This window comes from Streptomyces sp. NPDC019443, from assembly GCF_044389785.1.
In the GTDB taxonomy this organism is placed as follows: domain Bacteria; phylum Actinomycetota; class Actinomycetes; order Streptomycetales; family Streptomycetaceae; genus Streptomyces.
Genome location: NZ_JBIRYJ010000025.1, coordinates 42,962 through 58,779 on the forward strand (window position 1 = coordinate 42,962; position 15,818 = coordinate 58,779).

General features: G+C 71.1%; 15 protein-coding genes. 10 read left to right on the forward strand and 5 right to left on the reverse strand.

The window, feature by feature from the left end:
- The first annotated feature begins 5 nt into the window (after nt 1–5).
- From ACH492_RS37715 to ACH492_RS37725, 3 genes are all read left to right on the forward strand, one after another.
- Nucleotides 6–689: an O-methyltransferase gene (locus ACH492_RS37715; protein ID WP_398993597.1), complete on the forward strand. Its 684-nt coding sequence runs from the start codon at nt 6–8 to the stop codon at nt 687–689.
- Between the two features lie 42 nt (nt 690–731).
- A complete protein-coding gene (locus tag ACH492_RS37720; protein ID WP_398993599.1) occupies nt 732–1,064 on the forward strand; it encodes an antibiotic biosynthesis monooxygenase family protein in 333 nt (110 codons plus the stop codon).
- Nucleotides 1,065–1,154: 90 nt separating this feature from the next.
- Nucleotides 1,155–1,634, forward strand: a complete 480-nt coding sequence (locus ACH492_RS37725) for a GNAT family N-acetyltransferase (RefSeq protein ID WP_398993600.1) — start codon at nt 1,155–1,157, stop codon at nt 1,632–1,634.
- Nucleotides 1,635–1,672: 38 nt separating this feature from the next.
- On the opposite strand, the gene ACH492_RS37730 is transcribed toward ACH492_RS37725, so the two are convergent.
- A complete protein-coding gene (locus ACH492_RS37730; protein ID WP_398993654.1) occupies nt 1,673–3,721 on the reverse strand; it encodes a DHA2 family efflux MFS transporter permease subunit in 2,049 nt (682 codons plus the stop codon).
- A 171-nt stretch (nt 3,722–3,892) separates the two neighbouring features.
- On the opposite strand from ACH492_RS37730, the gene ACH492_RS37735 reads away from it, so the two are divergent.
- A complete protein-coding gene (locus tag ACH492_RS37735) occupies nt 3,893–4,798 on the forward strand; it encodes a peptidoglycan-binding protein (protein WP_398993602.1) in 906 nt (301 codons plus the stop codon).
- 129 nt (nt 4,799–4,927) lie between these two features.
- Nucleotides 4,928–5,599, forward strand: coding sequence for an HAD-IA family hydrolase (locus ACH492_RS37740; protein WP_398993603.1), 672 nt, complete (start codon nt 4,928–4,930; stop codon nt 5,597–5,599).
- Nucleotides 5,600–5,883: 284 nt separating this feature from the next.
- Here the strand turns inward: ACH492_RS37740 and ACH492_RS37745 are convergent, their stop codons facing one another.
- Both ACH492_RS37745 and ACH492_RS37750 read right to left on the reverse strand, forming a co-directional pair.
- Nucleotides 5,884–6,468: a TMEM165/GDT1 family protein gene (locus ACH492_RS37745; protein WP_398993605.1), complete on the reverse strand. Its 585-nt coding sequence runs from the start codon at nt 6,466–6,468 to the stop codon at nt 5,884–5,886.
- A gap of 287 nt (nt 6,469–6,755) precedes the next feature.
- The gene (locus tag ACH492_RS37750) at nt 6,756–7,496 is read right to left on the reverse strand and encodes an ABC transporter permease (RefSeq protein WP_398993607.1); all 741 of its coding nucleotides are present in this window, start codon (nt 7,494–7,496) and stop codon (nt 6,756–6,758) included.
- Between the two features lie 239 nt (nt 7,497–7,735).
- Here ACH492_RS37750 and ACH492_RS37755 point away from each other — a divergent pair, with 239 nt between their 5' ends.
- From ACH492_RS37755 to ACH492_RS37775, 5 genes are all read left to right on the forward strand, one after another.
- Nucleotides 7,736–8,389 carry an HNH endonuclease family protein gene (locus tag ACH492_RS37755; protein WP_398993609.1) on the forward strand — a complete coding sequence of 218 codons (654 nt, stop codon included), beginning with the start codon at nt 7,736–7,738 and terminating at the stop codon, nt 8,387–8,389.
- Between the two features lie 97 nt (nt 8,390–8,486).
- Entirely contained in the window at nt 8,487–10,175 is a 1,689-nt protein-coding gene (locus ACH492_RS37760) for an alkaline phosphatase D family protein (RefSeq protein ID WP_398993611.1), read from the forward strand.
- Between the two features lie 97 nt (nt 10,176–10,272).
- On the forward strand, nt 10,273–12,567 hold the full coding sequence (locus ACH492_RS37765; RefSeq protein WP_398993613.1) for an FAD/NAD(P)-binding protein: 2,295 nt from the start codon (nt 10,273–10,275) through the stop codon (nt 12,565–12,567).
- 79 nt (nt 12,568–12,646) lie between these two features.
- Entirely contained in the window at nt 12,647–13,108 is a 462-nt protein-coding gene (locus tag ACH492_RS37770; protein WP_398993656.1) for a DoxX family protein, read from the forward strand.
- A gap of 268 nt (nt 13,109–13,376) precedes the next feature.
- Nucleotides 13,377–14,039: a DedA family protein gene (locus ACH492_RS37775; protein ID WP_398993614.1), complete on the forward strand. Its 663-nt coding sequence runs from the start codon at nt 13,377–13,379 to the stop codon at nt 14,037–14,039.
- Here ACH492_RS37775 and ACH492_RS37780 read toward each other — a convergent pair.
- Nucleotides 13,993–14,268 carry a DUF2277 domain-containing protein gene (locus tag ACH492_RS37780; RefSeq protein ID WP_307663745.1) on the reverse strand — a complete coding sequence of 92 codons (276 nt, stop codon included), beginning with the start codon at nt 14,266–14,268 and terminating at the stop codon, nt 13,993–13,995. The genes ACH492_RS37775 and ACH492_RS37780 overlap by 47 nt on opposite strands.
- Before the next feature lie 159 nt (nt 14,269–14,427).
- The gene (locus ACH492_RS37785) at nt 14,428–15,615 is read right to left on the reverse strand and encodes a serine hydrolase domain-containing protein (protein WP_398993615.1); all 1,188 of its coding nucleotides are present in this window, start codon (nt 15,613–15,615) and stop codon (nt 14,428–14,430) included.
- Nucleotides 15,616–15,818: the final 203 nt, after the last annotated feature.

Here is a 15,818-nt window from a genome sequence, read left to right on the forward strand (position 1 = left end):
GGCGCATGACCAAGGAGCAGCCCCAGGACCAGTGGAACGCCGTCGACAGCTATGTCACCGACCACCTCGCGCCCGCCGACGAAGCCCTGACCGCGGCCCTCGCGGCGAGCGATGCGGCCGGTCTCCCGCCCATCCAGGTCGCGCCGAACCAGGGCAAGCTGCTGTATCTGCTGGCACAGATGCAGGGCGCGCGCACGGTCCTCGAAATCGGCACGCTGGGCGGCTACAGCACGATCTGGCTGGCCAGAGCGCTGCCGGAGAACGGCAGACTGATCTCCCTCGAATACAACCCGGCCCATGCGGAGGTGGCCCGCGCGAACATCGCCCTCGCGGGACTCGACAAGATCGCCGAGGTCAGGACGGGCGCGGCGCTGGAAACGCTGCCGAAGCTGGCGACGGAGCCGGGCACGGGCCCGTTCGACCTGGTCTTCATCGACGCGGACAAGCAGAACAATCCGCAGTACGTGGAGTGGGCGCTGAAGCTCAGCCGCCCCGGCAGCGTGATCATCGTCGACAACGCGATCCGGGGCGGCGCTGTGCTGGACGCGGACAGCACGGACCCGGCGATCGTCGGTACACGGCGGATGTACGAGCTGCTGGCACAGGAGCCGCGGCTGGACGCGACGGCGGTCCAGACGGTGGGCGCGAAGGGGTACGACGGGTTCCTGCTGGGACGTGTGGTGGCCTGAGGCGCCGCCGGCGGGCGTATGCCGTACGGCAGGATGGGACTCATGAGCATCGTGAAGATCAACGTCCTGACCGTTCCCGAGGAGCAGCGCGAGGTGCTGGAGAAGCGCTTCGCGTCCCGTGCGGGCTCGGTGGAGAACTCCGACGGCTTCGAGTGGTTCGAGCTGCTGCGCCCGCTCGAAGGGACCGACCAGTACCTCGTCTACACGCGCTGGGCCGACGAGGCGTCCTTCCAGGCCTGGATGGAGGGCTCTATGCGCGCCTCGCACGGGGGTGGGGGCGGAGGCGGCGAGGGTGGCGAGCGGCCGAAGCCCGCCGCCACCGGGTCGACGCTGTGGTCCTTCGAGGTCGTCCAGCAGGCCGCCCCGAAGGCCTAGCACGTATCACGTCGGCATGTCGGCACGTAGCACGGACTGAGCGGCGGAAATCGTTGGCCGCGGGGCTGTCCGTCCGGTACAGAGACCGGTATGACCACCTGGACCCTGGCCCCCGAGGCCTTCGACTCCCCCGACGCGAGTGCCCTGCGGCGTGACTACTACGACGAGGTCGCGAGCCGCTACTGGAAGCGGCCCGCGACCCCCCGGGAGATCGACGAGGGGCTCACCGGGGACGGCGTCGGGCAACTCACGCCGCCCACCGGCCAGTTCGTCGTCGGACGGTACGGCGGCAAGGCCGCGGCCTGCGGCGGCATCCTGCTGCTGGACGCCGAGCGCGCCGAGCTCACGCGGGTGTTTCTGCGGCCGGCCTTCCGCGGCAAGGAGGGCGCCGCGCTGCTGCTGCGGACCCTGGAGGACGAGGCGCGCGGGCTCGGCGCGCGGCGCATGGTTCTCAATACGCGGCTCGATCTGATCGAGGCACGCACCCTGTACGTCCGGCACGGCTACGCCGAGATCCCGGCGTACTGCTCGGGTCCGTACATGGAAATCTGGTACGGCAAGGAGCTGTGAGGCGGCAGGGCGGAGTTCGGGCCGAGTCCAGGCCGAGTTCAGGCCGAGTGGTCGCGCCTGGGCTGCGGGCCGTTCGGCCGCTCCTGGTCCGAGCCGCACAGCTCCGCGGTCAACTCCCGGACCAGTTGCACCAGATTGGTCGGCCGCTCCGGGCCCCACCAGTCGCCGAGCAGTTCCGCGAGCGAGTCTTCGCGGGCCTTCGCCAGCCGTACGGCCGTCTCCATGCCCCGGTCGGTGAGCATCAGATCCAGGCCCTCGCGGCGGGCGAGGCCGCGTTCCTCCAGCTGGCGGCCGGCCTCGGTGATGACGCGCAGCGGCACGAGCGTGGAGTCGGCGAGCAGGGCGGGCTCGACGATGCCGTGGCGGCGGATGCGCAGCAGCAGCCAACTGGCCGCGGGCAGCAGGTCGTACCCCGCCCTTTCGGTGATCTTCTCGTAGATCTTGCGCCGGCCCTCGCGCGAGCCGAGTACCGACAGGGCCCGCGCCACCTCCTCGTGGGAGGAGCGGTGGACCGGGTTGGAGGCCAGGGTCTCGGTGGGATCAGGCGCGGTGACCGAGCCGCGCAGCTTGTCCTCCTTGAGGAAACAGGAGACGAGGAACGCCACGACGACCACGGGCACGGCGTACAGGAAGACGTCGGTGATGGACGCCGAGTACGCGTGGAGCACCGGCGGGCGCAGCGCGGGCGGCAGTTCGGCGATCAAGCGCGAGTCGGCGGCCAGCTGCCCGGGACCGACGCCGGAGGGCACGGACCGTCCGGCGAGCGCTTCGGCCAGCATGTGCTCCAGCCGGTTGGTGAAGATCGAGCCGAAGATGGCGACGCCGAACGCGGCCCCGATGGAACGGAAGAAGGTCGCGCCGGAAGTGGCGACGCCCAGGTCCTCGTAGCTGACGGCGTTCTGGACGACGAGTACGAGCACCTGCATGACCAGGCCGAGACCGGCGCCGAAGACGAAGAAGTACGCGCTCATCTCTCCGGTGGAGCTGGTCTCGTCGAGCCGGTGGAGCAGCAGCAGGCCCACGGCGGTGATGCCGGTGCCCGCGATGGGGAAGACCTTCCAGCGTCCGGTGCGGCTGACGAACTGGCCCGACAAGGTCGAGGTCAGCAGCAGGCCGAGCACCATGGGCAGCATGTGCACACCGGACAAGGTCGGTGAGATGCCGTGCACGACCTGTAGGAACGTCGGCAGATAGGTCATCGCACCGAACATCGCGAAGCCGACGACGAAGCTGATGACGGCGACGAGCGTGAAGGTGCGGATCCGGAACAGCTTGAGCGGCAGCACCGGTTCGGCGGCGCGCTGCTCGACGTACACGAAAACGACGAGGAGTACGGCGCCGAGTACGGCGAGGCCGATGATCTGCGCCGATCCCCAGGCCCAGGTGGTGCCGCCGAGGGAGGCGACGAGGACCAGGCAGGTGGCGACGGAGGCGATGAGGAATGTGCCGAGGTAGTCGATGGTGTGCCGGGTCGGGCGGGCCGGGATGTGCAGTACGGCGGCGATGACGAGCAGCGCGACGAGGCCGATGGGGAGGTTGATGTAGAACACCCAGCGCCAGCTGAGGTGTTCGGTGAAGAAGCCGCCGAGCAGCGGGCCGAGGATGCTGGTCGTGCCGAAGACCGCGCCGAACAGGCCCTGGTACCTTCCGCGTTCGCGTGGCGAGACGATGTCGCCGACGATCGCCATGGACAGCACCATGAGGCCGCCGCCGCCCAGGCCTTGGAGCGCGCGGAAGCCGATGAGCTGCGGCATGTTCTGGGCGACGCCGCACAGCGCGGAGGCGATCAGGAAGATGACGATGGCGGCCTGGAAGAGTTTTTTGCGGCCGTACTGGTCGCCGAGCTTGCCCCACAGGGGGGTGGCCGCGGTCGAGGCGAGCAGATACGCGGTGACGACCCAGGACAGATGGTCCATGCCGCCGAGATCGCTGACGATGGTCGGCAGGGCGGTGGAGACGATGGTCTGGTCGAGGGCGGCGAGCAGCATGCCGAGGAGCAGTGCGCCGATGGCTGCCAGGACGGCCTGCCGGTTCTGGCCCTCGTCCGGGGCCGGGTTCACGGCCGGAGTGCGCAATTCCTGAGCCATGCCGATCTCCTCGGTTACGCGGCCCTCCATCACTCTCCTCCCCATCCTGGGCGTTGTGACCGGTTACGGCCTGCCGAGCGGGCGGGGCGGGCGGCGCCGGGCGACCGGGCGCCGTTGGGCGTCGCGAGGGGGCTGCATAATCGCTCGCAGCGCAAGGGGAGGGAATCAGCAATGACCGGACACCTGTGTCCTGAATGCGGTACGCCGCGAGATAACGAGGGCAGAGCCGGGCCCGGCTGCGCCTGCGCGGAGCGGGCCGCGGACGCGGTACAGGCGGAGCGGGAGGCGGAGGCCGCGGCGGTCGAGGATTTCGATCCGCTGCGCGTACGGCCATATGTAACGCTGCGGAACGTGGCCGAGAGCGGTCCCGCGCCGGACGGCGGGACGGTGCCGCTGCCACTGCCACTGCCGCCGCGCCACGCGGTGGATCTGGCGCCGCATGACGAGCCGGAGACTCTCGACCCCGTGGACCTCACCCCGGTGCGGCACCGCGGGCGCCGACGGTCGCACAAGTCGCACAAGGGGCTCATGGTGGTCGCGGCGGCGGTGACGGTGGCCGGGACCGCGGCGTTCGCCGGAGGGCTCTTCTCCGGGGACGACGAGCGCGAGAAGGCCCTGCCGGACAGGGGGACGAGCGCGCCGACCGTGAGCGCACTGCCGGACACACCCACGTCATCGCCATCCGGGTCCGCGTCCGCCGACGCCTCGGCCTCGCCGTCGGGTACGGCGTCGGCGGGGCAGTCCTCGGCGAGTACGTCCGCGGACTCCTCCGCACCCGCAGACCCGTCGGCCCCACCGCCCTCGACGGCGCAGGCCACGGGTTCGGTGTCCGAGGAGCCACAGGCGCCGGGGGCGGGCACGCTGCGCAGCGGGGACAGCGGACCGGAGGTCGTGGAGCTCCAGCAGCGGCTGGCCAAGGTGCTGCTGTACGTGGGCCCGATGGACGGACAGTACGGACAGTCGGTCGAGGACGCGGTGCGGTCGTACCAGGACAGCCGGAACGTCAAGGGTGATCCCAAGGGGGTCTACGGACCGAAGACGCGCCGGGCACTGGAGGCGGAGACGAGCGAGCCGTGAGTCCAGGCTTGGGGTAGCGCCGACCGGTCTGTTTTTGTATCGTGGTTGAACAAAGTGGTTCCGCCCGCACTCCCTGACCGGCGGGCGGAACCGCCTTGTCTCTCTTCTCCCGCGCCTTGGAGTACGCCGATGCCGGCAACCGTCCCGCCGCCCGTCCTGACCGCCCGTGCCCTCCTGCTCGACATGGACGGCACCATCGTCAACTCGGACGCGGTGGTGGAGCGCTGCTGGCGCGTCTGGGCGGCCGAGCACGGCCTGGACCCGGACGAGGCCCTGAAGGTCGTCCACGGCCGACAGGGGTACGCGACCATGGCGGCGCTTCTCCCGGACCGGCCGATGGAGCAGAACCACGCCGACAACCGCGTGATGCTCGCCCAGGAGACCGGGGACACCGAAGGCGTCGTCCCCGTCGCGGGCGCCCCGGCCTTCATGGCGGCGATCGCCGCGCTCCCGCACGCCCTGGTGACCTCGGCGGACGAGGCGCTCGCCCAGGCCCGGATGACCGCGGCCGGCCTGCCGATGCCGCGAACCCGGGTCACCGCCGAACGCGTCGGCGCGAGCAAGCCGGACCCGGAGGGCTTCCTCAAGGGCGCGGCGGAGCTGGGCTTCGCCCCGGCGGACTGCGTGGCCTTCGAGGACTCGGAGGCGGGCATCGAGGCGGCGAGGTCGGCGGGGATGCGGGTGGTGGGGGTGGGCCCGCGCGCGTCGGCACTGGCCCCGGACGTCCACGTCCAGGACCTGACGGGGCTGCGCGTGGAGGCGACGCCCGACGGCACGATCCGCCTCCACGTCACGAAGTAACCGGGGCTCCGCCCCGGAACCCGGACGCCCTTCGGGCGCTGTCCTCAATCGCCGGACGGGCTTAAAAGTGCCTGCCCGTCCGACGGGTCCCGGCCGGACGGGCAGGCAAATCCAGCCCCGTGGGAGTCCCCCCGGACGAAGTCTGGGGGGATTGAGGCGCGGAGTCTGGGACGGAGCCCCAGATCGGGAAGTGGGGGTCCCCCCACGCCCGCCAGGGCGTAGGGGGAGGGTAGGGGAACAGGCCCGCCGCTCCCGCACCGCACCCGCACCCGCACCGCGCAGCCCTACCCCGCCAGCGCCTCATAAAGGCTGAGCCCCGCCAGCGCCAGCATCACCCCCGCCGCCACCCTCGTAATCAGCCGCAGCGGCACGTACTTCATCAGCGTCCGCCCGCCCAGGATCCCGATCCCCGCCACCGCCCACAGCGCCAGCACCGCACCGATCCCGACCGAGAGCGGGTTGTCGTAGCGGGCCGCGAGGTTCGCCGTCATGATCTGGGTCAGATCGCCGAACTCCGCGACCAGGATCAGCATGAAGCCCGCCCCGGAGACCTTCCAGAAGGACTGGTCGGCCGGGGCCTTGACCTTCTCCTCCTCGCCGTCGTCCTTCTTCATCAGCAGCATCAGCGCGCCCGCGAGGAAGAGCAGGCCGACCACCGCCTGCACCAGCCGGTGCGGCAGCAGGGTCAGCACGCTGCCCGCCGCGACGGCGAGCGTGACATGGACGGCGAAGGCGGCGGCGACACCCGCGAAGACGTATGAGGCGCGGTAGCGGGTGCCGAGCATCAGACCGGCGAGGGCGGTCTTGTCGGGGAGTTCGGCGAGGAAGACGACACCGAAGGTGACCGCCATGACGGTGAAGCTGATCACGGTTGGGGTTCCTCAATCGGTCGGGCGCGGCCCTGCCGAGAGTCCTGAGCGTTTCAGGAGTCGCTTCGGCACGGCAGCACCATGAATGGATACATGGGTACTGCGGCCGAAGGTCTCGCTGGCGGGTCTCACCGAGTTCTCGAAACCGAGGTCTCGAAACCAGGGTCTCGAAACTCGAAAAGGTCCGCCTCCGGGCGCCGGCCGGGCAACGAGGCCCAGCAGTATGTCGACGTTCCGGCGAAGAGCTACTCCCCTTCTGCTCCGTCGAGGGTACGGCACCCCGGCCGTCAGACCGGATCGCGGTGGAGCCGCCCCCGCGCCACCAACTCCAGCACCAGCGACACCGCCACCGCCTGCACCGCCATCAGCGCGACCAGTACAAACAGCTGCACCGCGCCCGCCAGCAGTGGTGACGCCCCGCCGAGCAGCATCCCGACGAACGCGCCCGGCAGTGTGACCAGACCCACGGTCCGGGTCTGATCGAGCCCCGGCAGCAGCGCGTCGGACGCGGCCTCGCGCGCCACCTCCATCCGGGCGTCCCGGTCGAGCAGCCCGAGCGCCATCCCCGCCTCCACCTCGCCGTGCCGCAGCTTCAGCTCGTCCAGGGCCCGCCGCCCGCCGAGCACGGTCGCGGTGAGCGCGCCGCCAATGAGGATGCCGGTCACCGGGATCAGCGCGATGCCCTTCAGCGGGACCATGCCCGTGAGCAGCAGGGCACAGACGGCGGGCACGACGCCCGCGGCGATCGGTAGCCAGGCCCACAACCAGGTCTTGTTCGCGGTGATGCGTCGGCCGGCCGTGCGCACCGCGACCGCGTACATCAGCAGCAGAAACGCGAGCAGCAGCGGTACGGAGCGGACCACCCAGCCGATCACCAGGGAGACGGCCCCGAGTTGGACCGCGGCCCGCACGCCGGCCACCGCGATCTCGCGCCCCCGTCCCAGCTGAGCGACGGCTGCCACCGTCGCCGCGACGGCCAGCAGCACGGCCAGCACGACTCCGAACGTGACATTGACCGACAGCAGCACCCGGCAACCCTACGCCGCCGCACGCCATGTGCCGGGGCGTCAGCTCCCTTGCAGTCGGGAGATTTATTGGGATTTCTGCGGATGTCCAGAGCCACCTCGGGAGTTCCGGGGGCGTCAGCACTTGATGTGACGTGCCCATGTCGCCACCCTGTTACCTGGCGCCCACCCACAAGAAACCTGGCGCCGCCACCATGGCCACGCCCGAACGGCCAAGTACCCCCCACATCAAAGGAGTTCGCATGCATGGTGTCTACGCGCGTCGCTTCCGTCGTATAGCCGTACTCGCCGCAACCTCCGCCCTCGCTGCCACCGGTCTGCTCGCCACCGCCCCCACCGCGCAGGCCTCCCCGCCCACCCCGATCAGCGCCGCCACCGCCCGTACGTATCTCGGCCAGCTGACGGTGACGGCGGAAGGCTCTTCCACCGGCTACAGCCGCGACAAGTTCCCGCACTGGATCACCCAGTCGGGCACGTGCAACACCCGTGAGGTCGTCCTCAAGCGCGACGGCCAGAACGTCCAGCAGGACTCCAGCTGTGCGGCGGTCAGCGGCACTTGGTACTCCGAGTACGACGGCGCCACCTGGTCCCTCGCCTCCGACCTGGACATCGATCACGTCGTGGCGCTCGCCGAAGCCTGGCGCTCCGGCGCGAGCAGCTGGACCACGGCCCAGCGGCAGTCCTTCGCCAACGACCTCACCCGCCCGCAGCTGATCGCCGTCACCGACAACGTCAACCAGGCCAAGAGCGACCTCGACCCGGCGGAGTGGCTGCCGCCGCGGACCGCCTACCGCTGCACGTACGCCCGGATGTGGGTGCACGTGAAGCACCACTGGAACCTGTCCGTGGACTCGGCCGAGAAGAGCGCGCTGCAGTCGGTACTGAACGGCTGCTGACCAGCCGCTTACACTCCGGCCACGATCCGGCCGGAACCTGTTCCCCCTCCTCTGTCGTTCCGTACCGTACGGTGCGGTGCGACGGAGGAGGGCACACATGACCGGGCTGCGCCTGGGACCACTGCTGCGGTATGTCGACTGGGAATCCGGCGGGAGCGCGACCGTCTGGGTCGAGGCCGACCGGCCGTGCACGGCCGAGGTCCGGTGCGCGGACGGCGCAAAGGGTGCTTCGCCGACATTCCGGATCGAAGGCCACCACTACGCGCTGGTCCCCGTCACCGGGCTGACGCCCGGCACGGCGACGGAGTACGAAGTGCTGCTCGACGGCCACCGGGTCTGGCCGCTCGAGGACTCTCCATTCCCGGCGAGCACCATCCGTATGCCCGACGTCCCCTCCCCCGGCGTCACCGTGTCCTTCGGCTCGTGCCGCTGGTCGTCCGCGCCCGCCGACGAGCACGACCCGATCGGGCCGGACGCGCTCGACACCCTCGCCGCGAAGCTCGCCGCCGAGCCCGATGCCGTACGGCCCGATGTGCTGCTCCTGCTGGGCGACCAGGTGTACGCGGACGCGACGTCCAAGGCGACCAAGGAATGGATCGCCACCCGCAGGGATCTGAGCGAGCCTCCCGGCGCGGAGGTCTCGGACTACGAGGAGTACACCCGCCTCTACGACGAGTCCTGGCTGGACCCCGAGGTGCGCTGGCTGCTCTCCACCGTCCCCAGCTGCATGATCTTCGACGACCACGACGTGATCGACGACTGGAACACCAGCGCGTCCTGGCTGGCGGAGATGCGGACCACCCCGTGGTGGCAGAAGCGGGTGCTCAGCGCCCTGATGTCGTACTGGGTCTACCAGCACCTGGGCAATCTCTCCCCGGCGGCGCTGGAGTCGGACGAGCTGTACGCGGCGGTACGGGCGACTGACGACGGGACCGACCGGCTCAGGCGCTTCGCGGAGGAGGCCGACACCGACCCGGCCTGTGTGCGCTGGAGTTACCGCCGCGACTTCGGCCGGACCAGGCTGCTGATGGTGGACACGCGCGCGGGCCGCGTCCTGGAAGAGCAGCGGCGGTCGATGCTGGACCAGGACGAGGCCCGCTGGCTGCGCGACCAGGCGCTGGCCGGGCGGGGGTCGTACGACCACCTGCTCATCGGCACCTCGCTGCCGTGGCTGCTGCCGCCGCTGATCCACGACGCGGAGAGCTGGAACGCCGCGCTGTGCCGCGGTGAGCGAGGCGAGAGATGGGCGCGGTTCGGCGAGAACCTGCGCAGACGGGCCGACTTGGAGCACTGGGCGGCCTTCCCCGCCTCTTTCGAGAAGCTGGCGGCCCTGATCGCGGAGGTCGGCAGCGGGGAGGACGCGCCGGCGACGGTATGCGTACTGTCGGGCGATGTGCACCATGCGTACGTCGCCGAGCCCGAGTGGCCGGACGCCGCGCAGCCCGACTCCCGGGTGCTGCAGCTGACCTGCTCGCCCGTGCACAACTCCATCCCGCGCTCGATACAGCTCGGATTCACCTTCGGCTGGAGCCGGGTCGGCCGGCGGCTCGGCCATGCGCTGGCCCGCCATGGCCGCGTGCGCAGGTCGGCGGTGAACTGGGGACGCACGGGCGGTCCTTGGTTCGGCAATCAGCTGATGACGTTGATGCTGCGGGGCCGTTCGGCGAACCTGCGGCTGGACCAGGCGCAGGTGGTCGGGGCGGGTGCCGACGCTCGCGCGCGGCTGGTGGCGGCGGACGAGCGGGAGCTGACTGCGAGCCGTGATCCTTCCCACAGCGGAGGATGATCCTCGACCCCAGGGGTTCGACTCCCGGCGCACCCCCGGCATGATGACCCGGACGCTCAGCTTCCATGCAGCCCCCCATGCCCCGGGAGTCACCGCTTTGTCCGACGTACGCGACGCATGGTCCGCAGCTTCGCCCACCGGAGCCCCCGCCGCTGCCCGCGCCATTGCGGTCGTCGGCGCGGGCCCGCGCGGCACCTCCGTGCTCGAACGGCTCTGCGCGTCGGCCCCCGAACTGACCCCGGACACGCCGCTGACGATCCACCTCGTCGACCCGGCGCCCCCGGGCCCGGGCCGCGTCTGGCGCACGGACCAGTCCGCGGAGCTTCTGATGAACACGGTGGCGTCGCAGGTCACGCTGTTCACGGACGACAGCGTTGCCTGCGAGGGCCCGATCCTCCCGGGCCCGACCCTGTACGAGTGGGCGACGGGGATCGCCGGGGAGAAGCTCGACCCGGACGACTATCCGACGCGGGCGTGCTACGGCCGCTACCTGGAATGGGCATTCAGCAGGTCTGTGGCGTCGGCCCCGGAGTCGGTGACGGTGGAGGTACACAGGGCACGGGCGGTACGGCTTGAGGACGACCGGGAGCAGGCTGCGGCGGACGGGGCGCCGGCGGCAGCCGCGCGGACCCGGCCGGAGGCGCAGGCCACGGCAGCCGGGACGCGGGCGGGCGCCCGCGGCACAGTGCCCCAACCCCGTACCGCGGGCGACGCCACCGCACCCGGGGGCGCCGGAACGGACGCGCCCGCGGCTACCGCACTCGACGAGCTCACGGCCACCGGACCGGACGCGTACGCGGCCACCGCCCCGCTCCAGACCCTCACCCTCGATGACGGCGCCACCATCACCGGGCTCTCCGCCGTGATCCTCGCGCAGGGGCATCTGCCCGTCGTCTCCCGGCAGACCCAGGCGCACCTCGCCGAGTACGCCGCCCGCCACCCCCGCCTGCGCTACTTCGGGCCCGCCAACCCCGCGGACCTCGACCTCTCCCCCATAGCCCCGGGAGAATCGGTCCTGCTGCGCGGCCTCGGTCTCAACTTCTTCGACCACATGGCGCTGTTGACGACCGGCCGCGGCGGTGCGTTCGTACGCGGTGACGACGGTGCGCTCACCTACGCCCCCTCCGGCCGCGAACCGCGGCTCCACGCGGGATCTCGGCGCGGCGTCCCCTACCAGGCGCGCGGCGACAACGCGAAGGGCTCGTTCGGGCGGCACGAGCCGCTGGTGCTCACGCCCGACGTGATCACCGTCTTCCGCAAGCGCGCGGACGAGGGCGACCCGCCGGACTTCCTCACCGAGATATGGCCGCTCGTGGCGAAGGAAGTGGAGACGGTGCACTACGAGGCGCTGCTCGCGGCACGCGAACCCCAACCCGAACACGGCCCCGAACCCGAACGCGCCCCCGGACCCAGCCCCGGACCCGGACCCAGCTCCGGACCCGGACCCAGCTCCGGACCCGACGGCCTCGCCCTCCGCGGCTTCCGGGCCCGCTACCTCGACGCCCCCCACGGCAGCCCCCAGGAGACCGCCGTACTCGACGAGTTCGACATCACGCACCGGGACCGCTGGTCCTGGGACCGGATTTCGCGTCCGTACGCCGACGAGCGCTTCGCCTCCCCCGCCGAGCACCGCGCCTGGCTCCTCGCCCATCTGCGCCAGGACGCCGCCGCGGCCGCGCTCGGCAATGTCGAGGGCCCGCTGAAGGCCGCCCTCGACGTACTGCGCGATCTCCGCAACGAGCTGCGCCTGATCGTGGACCACGCCGGCCTCTCCGGCAGCTCCCGCCGCGACCACCTGGACCGCTGGTACACCCCGCTGAACGCGTTCCTCTCCATCGGCCCGCCGCGTCGCCGCATCGAGGAGATGACGGCCCTGATCGAGGCGGGCGTACTGGACGTGATCGGCCCGCGCACCACCATCGGGATGTCCGACGAGGTCCTGGACGGAGCCTTCACCGCCGAGTCGCCGGATGTGCCCGGATCCTTCGTCACGGCGACGACGCTGATCGAGGCGCGGCTGCCGGAACCGGACCTCAGGCGGACCTGCGACGAGCTGCTGGGGCGGCTGTTGAAGACGGGCCAGTGCCGGCCGCACACGATCGACGGTTACGAAACCGGAGGGCTGGACGTAACGCAGCGCCCGTACCGTTTGATAAACCGTCAGGGCCGCCCGCACCCACGGAGCTTCGCGATCGGGGTGCCCACCGAGGGCGTGCACTGGGTGACCGCGGCCGGGGCCAGGCCGGGTGTGGACTCGGTGACGCTCTCGGACGCGGACGCCGTGGCGCGCGCCGCCCTGCGCACCCTCGGAGCGTCACGCAGGAACACAGAAGCGGAATCCGTGGCGAAAATCGGTCGGCGAGCAACTGTTGAACTTGCAAGTATTGATTAGGCCCGCCTAACCTGGGGCCTCCCTCATCGGTTCACGTCCCCAGACCGAAGGAGTCCCCATGCCCAACCCCTCCCCCTCACTGTCCGGCCGTCTGAACAAGGCCCAGCCGTACGCCCTCAGCCTGTTCCGGATCGTCGTCGGCCTGCTCTTCGCCTGCCACGGCGCCGCCGCACTGTTCGGCGTGCTCGGCGGCGCGGCGGGCGGCGGCGGCACCATCCCGGCCGGCACCTGGCCCGGTTGGTACGCCGCGGTGATCGAACTGGTCGGCGGCACCCTGGTGCTGCTCGGCCTGGGCACCCGTGCCGCCGCGCTCATCGCGTCGGGCTCTATGGCGTACGCGTACTTCACGGTCCACCAGCCCAAGGGACTCTTCCCGCTGCAGAACAGCGGCGAGGGCTCCGCGCTCTACTGCTGGGCCTTCCTGCTGCTGGTCTTCACCGGACCGGGCGCACTCGCGCTGGACCGGGTGTTCGCCCCGCGCGGCGAGAGCCGGCCGACGGACGAGGAGCGCAAGGAGCAGACCACGGCGGTCGCGACCTGACGGTCCCCGCCCAACGGTCCCCGCCTGACCGCGCCGACCCGACCGCGTCGGCCTGACGGTCCATCAGTACGTAGGACGCCCGGCCCCGTACGACGAGGGACCGGGCGCTTCGTGCATCCCGCGTCCGCCCGGGTGGCAGTGAGGCGTACAACAACTTCGACCCCTGGCGATCTCGAGGTAAACCTCAGGCGTACGCTGTACAGCTGTACTGCCGCCCCTGCCGCTCCCCTGCGACGTCGCGGCGTATTTTACGAACCGGGGAGTTCGGGTGCTCGAGAGTGTGGGGTCGCTGACCGGCAGCCCATGGATCTACGCGGTGGTGGCCCTTTCCGTACTTCTCGACGTCTTCCTGCCCGTGCTGCCCAGCGGAGTCCTGGTGATCACGGCGGCGACCGCGGCCGCGGCGGGCTCTACCACCGCCACGGCCACCGCGTCCGTCGAGGCCGCGGCCGGCCGGGTCCCGCAAGAAGTGCCCTCGCTCCTCGTCCTGATCCTGTGCGCGGCCACCGCGTCCGTGCTCGGCGACCTCGTGGCTTACCGCCTGGCCTGGCGCGGCGGTGACCGCCTGGACCGGGCGATCGCCCGCTCGCGCAAGCTGACCAGCGCGCAGGAACGTCTTGGCACGGCCCTCAGCCGCGGCGGCGGCGCGCTTGTCGTGATCGCACGCTTCGCCCCGGCCGGCCGCTCGGTCGTCTCCCTGGGCGCGGGCGCGGCACATCGCAAAGTGAAGGAGTTCCTGCCCTGGTCGGCCCTGGCGGGCGTGGCCTGGGCGGGCTACAGCGTGGGCCTCGGCTACTTCGGCGGCGCATGGCTGGGCGCAAGCTGGATCGGCGCGGCCATCTCGGTCCTCGCGCTGTTCGCGGCGGGCGCGCTGGCGGCCTACGTCATGCGGCGCCCGACACAGACGCCGGCTCACGAACCGGCCTCTTAGCGGCCCCGCCGGACCCACCGGACCCACGCACTTCGAGCCCGTCGAGCAGCTTGCGGGTCGCCTCGGCTATCTCGTCGACGGCCTGCTCGAAGACTTCGCGATTGTGCGCGGCGGGGGCACGGAAACCGGACACCTTGCGTACGTACTGCAGGGCGGCGGCGTGGATGTCGTCCTCGGTGGCCTCTTCGGGGAGGACGGGCGGGCGGAGAGTCTTAATGCTGCGGCACATGTATTCAGTGTGCCTCGCGGGTCTGACATTGCCGCCGGAAACGGGCGCGACCGCACGCTGACCTGCGGAGACGGCGTAGCCGCACGCTGACCTGCGGCAGCGGGCGGGACCGCGCTCTGCGAGTGCGGCCCCGCCCGCTGCCGCGGGACGCCCCGCTGCCTACACCCCCGCCGCGGCCCGCACGACCGCCGCCGCCAGCCGCTCGTTCTCCGGGGCCGCGCCGCCCGGGAAGGCGAACCGGCGCCGGACGTAGCCGAACGCGACCCCACTGCCCGGATCGGCGAACGCCTGGGCCCCCGCCGCGCCGCTGTGGCCGAACGCGTTCGCGCCCAGGAACGGGTACCGCATCCCCAACGCCTGGAAGCCGAGGCCGAAGTGTTCCGCTTCCCCCGTGACCACGTCGGCGCCCACCGTGTGCAGCCGGGCGAACTCCGCGATCGTCTCCGGCGTGAGCAGCGGCGCCCGGCCGTCGATCTCGTTGATCGCCGCCGCGTACATCGCCGCCACCCCGCGCGCGTTCCCGACGCCGCCGGCCGAGGCCTGGCCAAGCTCGCGCACGGCACGCGTGTTGATGAAGTCCAGCAGGTCCGTGGGCGGCTCGGCGTGGGAGTTGAAGGCGATCGCAGCAAGGCTCTTGGGATCCGGCAAATTGCCTTCCAGTTCGGCGCGCTGCTCCGGCGTGGGCTGCATCGGCAGCACCTCCAGGTAACGCGATTCGAGCGCCTCGGGCAGACCGAGGTGGAAGTCCAGCCCGTACGGAGCCCTGATCCGCTCCTCGAACAGCTCCTGGATCGACCGCCCGGCGACCCGGCGCACCACCTCGCCGGTGAGGGCCCCGATCACAAGGGCGTGGTAGCCGTACGCCGTGCCCGGCTCCCAGAACGGACGCTGCCCCGCGAGCCGTTCGGCGAGAACCCGGTCGTCGGCCAGCTCCGCCGTGCTGAAGCCGCCCTCGACTCCGATCACCCCGGCGCTGTGCGAGAGCAGCTGCCGCAGGGTGATCCGGCCCTTCTCTTCGGCCGCGAACTCCGGCCAGTAGTGGGCGACTTCGCGGTCGAGTTCAAGCACACCGTCCTGCACGAGCAGCGCGACGACCAGGTGCGCCGCGCCCTTGCTGACAGAGAAGACGCCGGTGAGCGAATCGCCCGCCATACCGTCCCCGGCCCACAGATCGACGACCTGTCGCCCGTTCAGATACGCCGTGAGCTGCGCGCCGGAGGTGGTTAGCCCTTCGGCGAGTACGGCGTCGAATTCCTCCCGTACGCCCTCGAATCCGTCCGCGACGGTCCCCTGCACTCCTGCCTCGGACACCTCGGACACGTCGGGTACTTCGAACGCCTCGGTCATTGACCCTCCCCGGTGATCACCAACACTCATCGGAGCCCAACCCGCGAGGAGTCCGCAGAAATTCCCCCCAGCCCCCTCCACGACCGCCGGGCGGTACCAACACAAGGTGCATTCCAGCCTGTTGAGCTACTAATGCCACCTATGGCGTCTTCTAGACATCTAAGGAGGAAGCGGTTGCCCGGTTCTCCCGCCCGCCTGAAAAC

Coding starts and splice junctions, on each gene's coding strand:
- ACH492_RS37715 (WP_398993597.1), top strand. CDS start 6: ATGACCAAGGAGCAGCCCCAGGACCAGTGGAACGCCGTCGACAGCTAT.
- ACH492_RS37720 (WP_398993599.1), top strand. CDS start 732: ATGAGCATCGTGAAGATCAACGTCCTGACCGTTCCCGAGGAGCAGCGC.
- ACH492_RS37725 (WP_398993600.1), top strand. CDS start 1,155: ATGACCACCTGGACCCTGGCCCCCGAGGCCTTCGACTCCCCCGACGCG.
- ACH492_RS37730 (WP_398993654.1), bottom strand. CDS start 3,721: ATGGCTCAGGAATTGCGCACTCCGGCCGTGAACCCGGCCCCGGACGAG.
- ACH492_RS37735 (WP_398993602.1), top strand. CDS start 3,893: ATGACCGGACACCTGTGTCCTGAATGCGGTACGCCGCGAGATAACGAG.
- ACH492_RS37740 (WP_398993603.1), top strand. CDS start 4,928: ATGCCGGCAACCGTCCCGCCGCCCGTCCTGACCGCCCGTGCCCTCCTG.
- ACH492_RS37755 (WP_398993609.1), top strand. CDS start 7,736: ATGCATGGTGTCTACGCGCGTCGCTTCCGTCGTATAGCCGTACTCGCC.
- ACH492_RS37760 (WP_398993611.1), top strand. CDS start 8,487: ATGACCGGGCTGCGCCTGGGACCACTGCTGCGGTATGTCGACTGGGAA.
- ACH492_RS37780 (WP_307663745.1), bottom strand. CDS start 14,268: ATGTGCCGCAGCATTAAGACTCTCCGCCCGCCCGTCCTCCCCGAAGAG.
- ACH492_RS37785 (WP_398993615.1), bottom strand. CDS start 15,615: ATGACCGAGGCGTTCGAAGTACCCGACGTGTCCGAGGTGTCCGAGGCA.